Annotated in this window: 4 protein-coding genes; all 4 read right to left on the bottom strand. The window is 50.1% G+C overall.

Annotated elements, in window-relative coordinates; genetic code table 11:
- Positions 1-536 precede the first annotated feature (536 nt).
- From Q7V32_RS15755 to Q7V32_RS15740, 4 genes are read right to left on the bottom strand one after another with little or no spacing between them, the layout of a single operon-like run.
- Positions 537-1,667, bottom strand: a complete 1,131-nt coding sequence (locus Q7V32_RS15755) for an HD domain-containing phosphohydrolase (RefSeq protein WP_304897932.1) — start codon at positions 1,665-1,667, stop codon at positions 537-539.
- Positions 1,657-4,476 (bottom strand): PAS domain S-box protein, encoded by a 2,820-nt coding sequence (locus Q7V32_RS15750; RefSeq protein ID WP_304897931.1) that lies wholly within the window; start codon positions 4,474-4,476, stop codon positions 1,657-1,659. The genes Q7V32_RS15755 and Q7V32_RS15750 overlap by 11 nt, the downstream gene beginning before the upstream one ends.
- The gene (locus tag Q7V32_RS15745) at positions 4,440-5,972 is read right to left on the bottom strand and encodes a PAS domain S-box protein (protein ID WP_304897930.1); all 1,533 of its coding nucleotides are present in this window, start codon (positions 5,970-5,972) and stop codon (positions 4,440-4,442) included. Before Q7V32_RS15745 ends, Q7V32_RS15750 begins: the two co-directional genes overlap by 37 nt.
- 19 nt (positions 5,973-5,991) lie before the next feature.
- On the bottom strand, positions 5,992-11,637 hold the full coding sequence (locus tag Q7V32_RS15740; protein ID WP_304897929.1) for a PAS domain S-box protein: 5,646 nt from the start codon (positions 11,635-11,637) through the stop codon (positions 5,992-5,994).
- Between the last annotated feature and the right edge of the window lie 65 nt (positions 11,638-11,702).

The raw sequence follows: 11,702 nt of genomic DNA, 5'->3' as shown, positions 1-11,702 counted from the left end.
TCCAATTTTAGTGGGTGTAGGTGGTTGATTGAAAAGGCTTCTGCAACAGGGATGTTGCAGAGAGCTACAGGGACGTATTGATGCGTCCTTTGAAATCAAGCACCTACACCCTTAATTCAAAGCGGGCGAGTAGTTACATTCCTGGTTTCATTCTTTGTGGGTAACGGTGCATGTCAGTCTGGCAACAGCGCTATTGTTTCTAATGGGCTATCACATCTATATCAGTTATGCCTATCAACAGATAAGATTTAAAATGATCACGATTCAGATATGTAAAAAATGCTGACAAGCTTTAGCTCATCCGATCCGTCCTTGATCCAAAGTGCGAGGAAAAGAAGCTGTAACTGTTCAGGGGATCAACAAAACAAGGGTGATGCATCGTGTGGGTTGCGGTTGATGATGGTCAACCCAACCGACGCCAAAGAATTACAAGAATTTATCATGGGTAATTTATTGACTGCATCCTGTCCGGCGAGTAACCGCAGCCTAAACCAGGTCCTTGCATTTTTCCGGGCCGGTGAGAGTCTTCATGATCGTTAGGTTAGAGTTTTCAGTGTTGCAAATTCATCATGAAATTCTTGGGCAATCTTTTGGAATAAGTCGTCATTTTTCAATAGCGCGTCAACAATATCAGGATCAAAGTGTCTGCCTTGTCCTTCCGAGATAATCGCGATGGCTTGTTCGTGTGAGTAACCCTGTTTATAAACCCGTCTTGAAATTAAAGCATCATAAACATCGGCGACAGCCATAAATCGGGCTGATGCGGGAATTGCATCGCCAGCCAGTCCTTGAGGGTATCCGCTACCGTCCCATTTTTCATGATGGCTGTAAGCGATTTGGCGGGCATAGCGTAGAAAGCTGGCTTCGCTGCCCGAATTCTGTTCCACCTGCGCGATTACATCACGGCCGAATTCCGTATGCTGCTTCATGATGACCCACTCTTCAGCGGTAAGTTTACCCGGTTTGTTGAGGACAGCATCGGGTATCGCCACCTTGCCTACATCGTGCAGAGGAGCTGATTTGTATAATTGCAGGATGACGTCGTCGTTCAGTTCATCGCAAAAACGCGGGTGATTACGCATGAGTTCAGCCAGGATGCGCACATAGTTTTGAGTCCGGCGGATATGGTTGCCGGTTTCATTGTCTCGCGCTTCGGCGAGGGCGCAAAAAGCGATGATGGTGGCATCCTGGGCATTGATGACTTCCTGCTTTTGCCGAATCAGTTCGCGCGTTCTTTCGTTGACAAGGAGTTCCAGATTTTCGTTGCGTAAAGCCAGGTCGCGTCGGGTATTGGCCAGTTGCAGATGCGTATGAATACGGGCCAGCACAACAGGAGCCGAGAACGGTTTATGGATGAAGTCTTCGCCCCCCGCTGAGAAACCCTCGGTCTCGTCGGCAATACTGTCCAGGCTGGTCAGAAAGAGCACGGGGATGTTGCATGTGTGCGGCCATGCCTTGAGCCTGCGGCAGACATCGAAGCCGTTGATGCCGGGCATAATAACGTCGAGCAGGATGATATCGATAGGGGTGCCTGCCGTCACCATGGTGAGTGCCTGTTCGCCGTTCGACGCGGCATGCACGACAAAATCGTCTGTTAGCAAGTCATCAAGGATCAGCTGGTTTTCCGGCTGGTCATCGACCACGAGAATGTTTGGTTTAAGGCCCATCCGGATGTCTCTCGTTTTCAGTCTTAGGTTGATCGATTCTGGCGCGTAGAAGTTTCAGAACTTCATCCAGGTGATCTGCGCATTGCTCCGCAAGTGTTGCGGCATCGCTGGAATTTGCGCGGGCGCTGTCCTGTAGTCGGCGGGCAAGATCATAGAGTAATTTCGCGGCAAAATTACCGGCGGTGCCCTTGAGGCTGTGGCCGATAAAAGCCATGGCTTCCATATCCTGGTTGCTTGCCGCCTTGCGCAACTGCGAAGGAATTTCTTCCTGACTCAACAGTGCAGTCCGCAGCAGTTTTTCGATGAAGTCCTTTCGATTGTTGAAGCGCTTGAAAAGCGAGTCCCAATCTATCAAATCTGCAGCGATAGGGGAGACCACAGGTGTCGGCGCGAAGCGCACTATTATCGCCATCAATTCTTCATGTATCAGCGGTTTCGTGATGGTTTCAACCATTCCTGCGGCACGGTTCATGATCCGTTCTTCGGCCAGCGCATGAGCCGTCTGGCCGATGATCGGCACGTCCGGTGCTATAGCCGTAATTTGGCGTGTAGCTTCGCGTCCGTCCAGTTCCGGCATCTGCACGTCCATCAGAATCACATCGAAGGCTTTGGGAGTCCGCATGACCGCCTTCACTGCAAGCCGGCCGTTACTCACCAAAGTTAGCGCTGCGCCTTCGTTGGTCAGCATGTCCTCCAGCACCAATTGATTCACCTCATTGTCTTCTGCGGCTAGAATTCGCAGTCCTGCCAGACGTTTGCCCTGTGTCGGGAGAGAGCTTCTGGCGGGCATCGAATTTAAGGGTCTATCGGATTCGATATAAGGTAGCCGGAATTCAAATCGGCTGCCTTTTCCGGGCGTACTCTCGACGCAGATTTCGCCCCCCATCAGTTCCGCAAGGTGCTTACTGATCGACAGCCCCAGACCTGTGCCACCATATTGACGCGTTGTGCTTGCGTCAGCCTGTTCGAAGGGAGAAAAAAGCCGTTTATGATCTTCGGGAGCAATGCCGATACCGGTATCGCTCACAGCGAAGCAGAGAGATTTGCCATTCCAGTTAGTTTCCAGAGTAATCTTGCCGTTAATGGTGAATTTTATAGCATTAGATAGGAAATTGAGCAAGATCTGAGAAATTCGAGTTGGATCACCCAGACATACGGCAGGTATGTCAGAGCTGAGATAGGATTCCACCATAAGCCCCTTGGCTTTAGCGCGCTCGGTGGTGACAATGAGAACTTCGTCGGCAATGTGTCCGGGTGAAAAAGGCTGAGCCTCGATAACCAGCTTACCGGCTTCAATCTTGGAGAAATCAAGGATATCGTTGACGATATTGAGCAGTAGATGGCCCGAATCCAGGATGCGGGTAAAGAGCTCCTGCGATTTGCCTCTACCGGCATTTTCGCGATAGCCGGCCTGGGCGAGGCCCAGCACACCGTTTAAGGGCGTTCGAATTTCATGGCTCATGTTGGTCAAAAACTCGCTTTTGATCTTTGCCATCTGCTCTGCAGCCTTTTGTGCTTCTATCAATGCGGCTTCAGTTTTCTTGCGGTCCGTAATGTTCTGAGCCACACCCCGAAGACCGGCAGTAATGCCTTTTCCATCAGTGACGGCCTCTCCGCGCACCCAAATCCAACCCTTGCTACCATCCTTACGAACAGTCTCCAGTTCAAGCTCATAGGGGACTCCCGTTTTTACAGTTTTATCCAGTGCAACGGACAACTTTTCCCAGCTTTCCGGTGTGAATAGCTTGTGGTGTTCGTTATAAGGTGGGGTTGGGTGTGTTGACTCAAAACCAAACATTCTGCTGAGCTCTTCCGACCAAACCACCTGGTTGCTCGTCACGTCCAAATACCAGCAGCCTAAATGAGCAATTCGCTGAGCTTCTTTTAGACTTTCTTCTCTTTCGCGTAAATCTTGTTCGAACTGCTTATGAACCGTGTTGTCCGAGAAGTTGACAACCATGCCCACAATTGCGCCGCCGTGCTGCATCGGATGCGCGGCATAGCTCACCGGTAAGGGCGTTCCGTCGGCTCGCCAGAATACATCGTCGGCAACTCTGATTAGCTCGTTATTGAACAGGCAATTTCGCATCGGACATTCAGTTTTGGAATGCTGGGTTCCATCCGCATGGCTATGGTGAACGGTGTCGTGCATTGAACGGCCCAGCAATTCGCTTGAGGAATAACCGAGCATATGCTCAGCAGCACTGTTGACAAAGGTAATCTCGCCTTTTGTATTGGCACCGAAAATGCCGTCTGCGCTGGATTCAAGAATGAGGTTCAGCTGTTCCTTAGACGCCAGCGCGGCGGAACTTTGTTCGGCCACCTGCTGCTCCAGGTGCTGTTGATGAATTTCCAGGGTTTCACGCGCCTTGATCAACTCGGTAATGTCACGGTCCAGGCCGCGGTATCCCAATAATTCGCCTTCTGAACCGAATATCGGGGTGCCGCTGGTTTCAATATGGCGGAGCGTGCCGTCTTTATGCGTGTTGGTCTTGACAAAATTACGAAAGGGCCGGCGTTGAGCCATTAAGGCGGTTAATTCGGTACTGACGCGGGCGGCCTCATCCGGCAACATGAGATCGAAAGGCCTGCAGCCCAAAATTTCATCCGGCGGGTAACCCAAGATGGCTTCCACGGATTTAGAGATGAAGGTGAAGCGGCATTCGGTATCAACCTCCCAGATCCAGTCGGCTGAAACCTCGACGAAATCCTGGAAGCGTTTTTCACTGGCTCGCAGAGAAGCTTCAGCGGCTTGTCTTTCGGATATATCCCTTACCATTGCGACAAATACCGGTTGCCCGTCTGACACGATTGATCCGAAATGTATTTCGACCGGGAATACACTGGCGTCTTTGCGCCGATGGCGGCCGAGCAGGATATGGGTCTCTCCCGGATTGACATGAATCCATTCAGACTGGGCGCTAGCCAGGTTGAAGTCTTTTTCGAGATCGAGCAGGCCATACCGAGCAGTTCTTCCCTCGTATAACCGACGCTTTCGCATGCCTGCCGGTTGACCTCGACAAAACGCCCCATAAAATCATGGATAAACATCGCGTCAGGCGTTGCCTGGACAATCATGGCCTTATAATTCATTCTGGCTTCCAGGTCTTTGCGCTCTCTGATGTCACCCCAGATGGCGACACTATATCGGCGGCCCCTCAGTTCAATAAATCGCATGCTGACTTGCGCGTCGACCAGCAGACCGTCTTTGCGCCGGTGTTTTGTTTCGAACCGCAGTTCTTTTTCGCTAATTGCATTCCCAGACCGTGTTCGTATCTCTTCCCTGGAAAGTTCAGCCTGGATATCGAAAACCGTAAGCTGGGCGTATTCTTCGCGAGAATAGCCCAGTAATGAGCAGGACGCGTCGTTAAACTCGACGAACCGGAATGTTTCCAGATCAGTCAATTCTATGGCATCGCCTGCTTGGGTAACGATAGCGCTCATGACTTCTTCCCGCTCGCGCAGTGCTATCTCGGCTTGCTTGCGCTCAGTGATGTCCATGACGATACCCAAGTAGCGCAAAGGATGTGCGGGATCAGTTTGAATAGAACGTCCGCTCACATAGAGCCAGCGTTGTTGCCCTGAAACTGTAATGCGGTATTCATCCAGAAAATCCTTACTCTGGTTAACGGCTTCCCGGATCTTTTGGGTAACCCGGAGCCGATCTGCAGTATCGATAATCGCTTCCCATAAGGCAAAACTGGGTGTTTGATTTTCTTTATCCAGCCCAAACAAGTCCCATATTGCCGGCGACCAAAGGTGTTCTTCGGTTTCCGGGAGCCACTCCCAGGTTCCCGAGTGGCTGGTGCTCAGCGCAAGATTGTGCCAGGCCGATTCGCGTCTGAGGGTATCGGCCTCGTGTGCGAAATCAATGGCTTTATTTTCCGCCTGCTTACGGCGGCTGATATCGGCCAGCATGATGAAGATTTCATTCCCGGAAAAACTGGTATGGGCCTCAAACCAGACATAATGGCCATCCTTACAGCACACATGGCCTTCAAAATTGTGGATCTTACCCCCGTGCTCAAGAGCCTTCGCTACATCTGCATTCCATTGCTTACGCCGATTTTCACGATAAACCGGGTCGGGAAAGGCCAGCATCCACCAGGCATCAATATGGGGAATCTCTTTTATGGTGTAGCCAAAGATACGGGTAAAAGAAGGGGTTAATTCTAAAATAGTGCCATCCTTGTCAACAAAAGCGATGGCGGCAGATGACATTTCGAGGAAATCGTTGATTCGTCTGGTCTGATTAAGACAGAGGATTTTAGATTGCCCGGAATTGATAGTTAAAGATGCATTCATTATGGACTTACACGTAAATTTAATGTTTAGTGATGGTATCTTTTGTTGACGTTAACCAGTTTAGCAAAGTCTCATAAAGTGTATCCGGAACCACCGGTTTGCCGATGTGATCGTTCATTCCTGCTTCAAGACATTCGACGCGGTCTTCATTGAAGGCGTTGGCGGTCATTGCCAGGATCGGGGTGTCGGCATAGTCTGGCAGTGTCCGGATCATTCGCGTTGCATCGATGCCGTTCATTTCCGGCATCTGCATGTCCATCAGTATCAAGGCGTAATCACCGTGCTTGGCCATATTCACGGCCATCCTTCCATTTTCGGCCAGATCCACCGTCATGCCCGCTTCTTCCAACAGCCACCGCGAAACCTCCTGATTGACCGGTTCGTCTTCGACTAGAAGAATTCGGCTGCCCAGAAATTGCGTTTTAAGCCGTGCTTCAGCGGTTTCATGTGCAGAGGGAGTCTCGGTTTTCAGGTAGTCAGCCCCCTTGATTAACCTGACGGTGAACCAGAAGGTGCTGCCCTCACCAGGTTTGCTGGTTGCACCTATTTCGCCGCCCATCAATCCTGTCAGACGCTTGCTGATGGCCAAACCCAGGCCGGTGCCGCCGTACTTGCGAGTCATGGATCCGTCTGCCTGTTCGAAGGCGTTAAAGAGCCGTTTCATATCCTCATCGGCGATACCAATGCCGCTATCCTGCACTTCAAAGCGCAGCAATACCGTGTCAGAGTGGTTCTCAGCCAGTCGAACCGAGAGGGTAATGGTTCCAGATTCGGTAAATTTGACCGCATTGCCGGTTATATTTAGCAAAATTTGTCCCAAGCGCAGCGGGTCACCCTTAAACGAAAGTCCGATGATTTCCGGCGCGGTGTCGATTCGCAGCATCAGGCCTTTATCGGCAATTTTTTGTGCGACAAAGCTGGTCACGTTTTTCATAACCTCATCAAGTTGGAAATCGATTTGTTCGAAAGTCATACGCTCGGCCTCTATCTGAGAGATATCTAGAATGTCGTTGATAATAGCCAGCAAGTGCTGTGAAGCCTTATCGATCTTGGTGAGTTGATCCTTCAGTTTCGGATCTTCGGCCTTGCGCAAGGCTAAATGCGTCATGCCCATAATCGCATTCATAGGCGTCCGCAACTCATGACTCATGTTGGCCAGGAAAGTACTCTTTGCCCGGCTGGCCGCCTCGGCAGCTTCCCTGGCTTGGGCCAGCGCTTCGTTGGTGCGGCGCCGCATGACGATGCTCCAAAGGTCGTTGCCTATCAGTTGCAGTTGATTGATGTCTGAGTCATCGTAGTCGCTTGTTTTATTCCCCACCCCCATCAGCATGACCACTTTGTTGTCTTCGATGACGGGTACGCCGAGATGACGAATCAGATAAGCATGGCCTTCCGGGTAGCCTGAACGGCCTTGCATGTCCTGGTAGTTGTTGTGTATCGCCGGCTGTTTAAAACGCACGGTATCAGTCCATATGCCTGCGGCAGAGACTGGATAATGAGAATCATAGGCCGCCGTGCAATAACGCAAGGTATTGGCAGACCAGGTATAAAGCGCAATGGTTTCCTGATCATCGTTGACAAAATGAAGGTAGCCGATGTCACTGCCGGTCAAGCGAACTGCTTCCTCAATCCCCAGTTGTAAGAGCTGGTCTTCATTGAGTTCGTTAATCTTTTGGCTCATGGCGAACATGGCCGATAGGCGTTGATCGCTCATGCTCAATCGGCGGTTGGCATTTTCCAGTTCATTTGTGCGTGCTTGAACCATGTCCTCAAGATGATACCGGTATTGGGCAAGTTCCTGTTCGGCTTGCTTGCGCTTAGTGATGTCCTGGATAGTCCCCGTTAAATAGTCCGGACTGTCATTACCCTTATGTGGGGAGCCACGCAATTCGACCCAAACGTGCTTGCCGTTTTGAGTGAGCAACTCACTTTCTATAGAGAAAGGCTGCTCTGTAATGATGCTGTTTTTGAAGCTTTCAACGACTTTCTCACGCGAATTCGGCTCGAAAAAATCAAGTCCGCTCTTTAGGTCGGGGCGATAATCCGGAGATACTTCAACCAGTCTATAGATGCCCTCGGACCATTCGAGTTCGTTGGCATCGGGGATGGCCCGCCAACCGCCAATTCGTCCTACCCGTTGAGTTTCAGCCAGCATTTTCTGGCTTTTCCTCAGGTCATCATCAATTTTGCGGCGATCATCAATATTGACCAGAAGATTGGCGAACAGGGATAACAGCTGAATTTCATCAGATCCAAAATCACGTTGGCTCTGAACCGCATCAAAGCCAACCCAACCCTGACAGCAATTCTTGATCATCAATGGAATCAACAGCAGGCTTTTTATATCCTGTTGTTCAAGCGAGTCTCTTATGATGCCGGCAGGCATTGCAGAAACGTTCGGAATTAGCGTGATTTCACCCAGACAAATACTGGTCACCCATTCGGAAAAATGTTGCAGCGAAAAATCCTGTAAATTTTCGATTTGGGGGGAAATACCCGGCGCGCACCATTCATAAGTATTCGATGCCGTGTTCTCATCAGCGTTGTAAGAAAAGATAAAGGCGCGGTCAATGCCCACGAACCTCGCCATCTGTTCCAGCGCATCCTGTATGCCCTGATCTATATGATCCAGGGGTAAATTAATGAAAGTGCAAGAGGTTTGATAGAGTAGCTCTTGCATCGCGCTATAACGTTCCATGGCCCATTCGCTTTGCTTGCGAAGACTGATATCGCGCGCAAAGCCAACGGTGCCGATAACGCGTCCGTCCAGGGTAACCGGAGATTTGTAAGTTTCTAACCATCTGGCAAGGATTGGACCTTCGATCAGTTCTTCGAGTGACCTGGGTTGCTTGGAAACCAAAACTTCCCGGTCAACGGAGCGATAGTGTTCAGCCAGTTCTTTAGGCCATAAATCGAAGTCGGTTTTGCCGATAATGTCATCGGGTGATATCCAGCCACAGGCTTCGGTAAAAGGTTGATTAACCGCAAGATAACGGCTTTCCTCGTCTTTAAGCCAGACGAGAAATGGAAAATTATCCAATACTGCCCGCTGGTAGCGATCGCGCTTCTGTAATTCCCGCAGCGCCGAATGCAGCCGGCTCAGGTCTCGCCAGACGACATGCATAATGGGTTTTTTATTAAGCATCACGACTGTCAGCATGACCTCAACCCTAATAGGCCTGCCGTTGGCGGCTATGTGTTCCCATTCAAAAAGATGGTTACCCTGATCAATTGTTTTCGCGATCATCTGAGCGGCTTTTTCGTCTGAGCGCTGTCCATCGGGCTGATATTCGGGAGAAATGTCGCTGGGTCTGACGTTTCTTATCTGATCTCGATTCTCTAATCCAAGCAAATTCTGAGCTGACTTGTTGCAATCGATGAATGTTTCATTCTCCATCAATAGTATTGGATCGGCTGATTCTTCAAAAAGCACGCGCAAACGTTCTTCACTTTCTCGTAATTGAGTCTGAGCACGGATTTGCTCGCTGACATCGTGCATGACGGTCAAAACATGCGATTTGCCGTCGTGAGTGGTAACCGATGAAGTGAAGATCTGAACGGTACGCCTCTCTCCGTTCTTGCGAGTGATGGTCCATTCCTCACCCTTTAGATTTTCACCCTGGCGCATGCGGTTCATGCGCAGTTGAGCAAGCTCCTGTGTTTGCACATCGGCATACATCGTCTGATACCAGCCCAGTCGGTTGATTTCCTCAATACTGTAACCGGTCAATTCTTCCATGGCCTGATTCCAGACTGTGAAACGAATAAAGGGCAATGTTTCGATTTCACAGCAAGCTGAAACGCCATCATTTTGGGCATTGATGAGTGACTCGGTAAAAGTAATTTGGTGGGCCAGAGCTTTTTCAACTCGCTTGCGTTCAGTCAAATCCACATGAGTGCCAACCAGGCGGCGTGGAGTGATGAGCTGACCGTCTCGGTCGCAAGCCCATTTTGCGCGGGACAGAATATCCAGCCAGTGGCCTTGCTTATGTCGCAGCCTAAATTCTATTTCATAGCGCTGTATGCGTCCTTCAATATAATCAGCCACTGTAGCCAGAGACCGGGCTTTATCATCGGGATGCACCAGCAATTCCCATGTCTCAAAGTTTTGCTTCAGTTCACCTTCAGCGTAACCCACCATTTCCAGCCAGCGTGGCGAAAAGTAGACTTCGTTACTTTCCAGATTCCAATCCCAAAGGCCATCATTTGAGCCCTTCAAGGCGAACGACAACCGCTCTTGATTGATCACTAAAGCGTCAATCAGCTTGCACGTTCCGGTAATATCCTGAACTGTGCCGATACCGGTCAAGGGCGTGCCGTCAGCATCGAAGTCTATGCTTGCCCGTTCTCGTATCCAGCGGGTTTCACCTGCGACTAGCACACGGTGTTCTATATCGAAAACACCACCACTGAGGGCCGCATTCCAGGCTGTTAAAAGTTTATTGACATCGTCAGGATGCAGGCAGGCTAGAAATCTTTCGAAAGTGATGATGGTTCCGGGTTCGATTCCGAAAATGCGGTAAACCTCATCCGACCAATCGAGCGTGCCACTGCCAATGTCCAGTGACCAGCTGCCTATATGAGCAACTGCCTGGGCGCGCTTGAAGTTGGCTTCGCTGCGCAACAGCGTTTGCTGGATCTGTTTGCGGTCCGTGATGTCGCGTGATGAATTAAACAATACAGGTTTGCCGTCTATCTGCATTGGAACGGCGCTGACCTCTACGTCAAGTATGCTGCCGTCTTTACGGCGATGCAGGGTTTCGAACTGCGAACGTTCCTGGTTTTCGAACTTTTGTCGAATAAGATCCATCAGTTTGTCGTCTTCGAAATGAGCATCCCAATTTGAAACATTCAAACCTATCATTTCTTCCCGCGAGTATCCCAGCATGGCACAGAAAAAATCACTGGCCTCGATAAGGTTGCCATTCAAATCGAGTATATGAATGCCATCGCTGGCATTGCGAAGAATGGTCTGGTTTTTTTCGCTCTCCAGGCGCAATGTTTTTTCCTGCTCATGGAAGGCTGTGATATCTTGCAATCTTTGTATCGGCCGAACAAACCTCTGCCCCAGCACCAGAGCAACTCCGGCTGTCACGGACATTACGAAGAAAAACAGCGTCAAGACCGTCCAGCCTGTCGACTTTAGCTGCCGGTCAAGTTCGTCGGTTGAAATGCTGGCACCAAAAACATAGGTGCGTCCCTGTTTGTCTTGAAAGGGGACAAGCAGCATGCGCCCTTTTCCCCGTTTATTGTTGAAACTGGCATACGTCGGCACGCCGCTTTGATGAGCCAGACGAATGGTTTCCGGGTCGCTATAGGAATCGAAAAAACCGGCATGATCACCTTTGCCGGTATTCTTGCTGTGTGAGGTTGTTGTGACGACAACACGGCCATCCGGCAGAAACAGATAACTCCACAGAGACTGAAAGCCAGTATTTCCGGCAATTTCGTTATATTTTTCGACGATTGTCCGATAATCAGCAGGTGATACCGAACCGGCATTCGTGATCTGATCGTGAAAGTCCGCGCCAACCAGATGGCGCACCATTTGGACACCGGTTAACAATCTGGCATCGACGACTTCAAGGTAATCGCGTTGTTGACTATCGAACAAGCTATACGAAAAAAATGCAGAGACAAAGGTAACAACCAAACAGGTGGTCATTACAAATCTCCATTTAAGACTAAGTATGAACATAAGTCACTTTGATAAGGCTAGGGGAATGCACA

It is taken from the genome of Methylicorpusculum sp. (genome assembly GCF_030651835.1).
GTDB lineage: Bacteria > Pseudomonadota > Gammaproteobacteria > Methylococcales > Methylomonadaceae > Methylicorpusculum.
The sequence above is the reverse complement of the archived record's forward strand: the minus strand, read 5'-3'. Positions and strand labels throughout refer to the sequence as shown.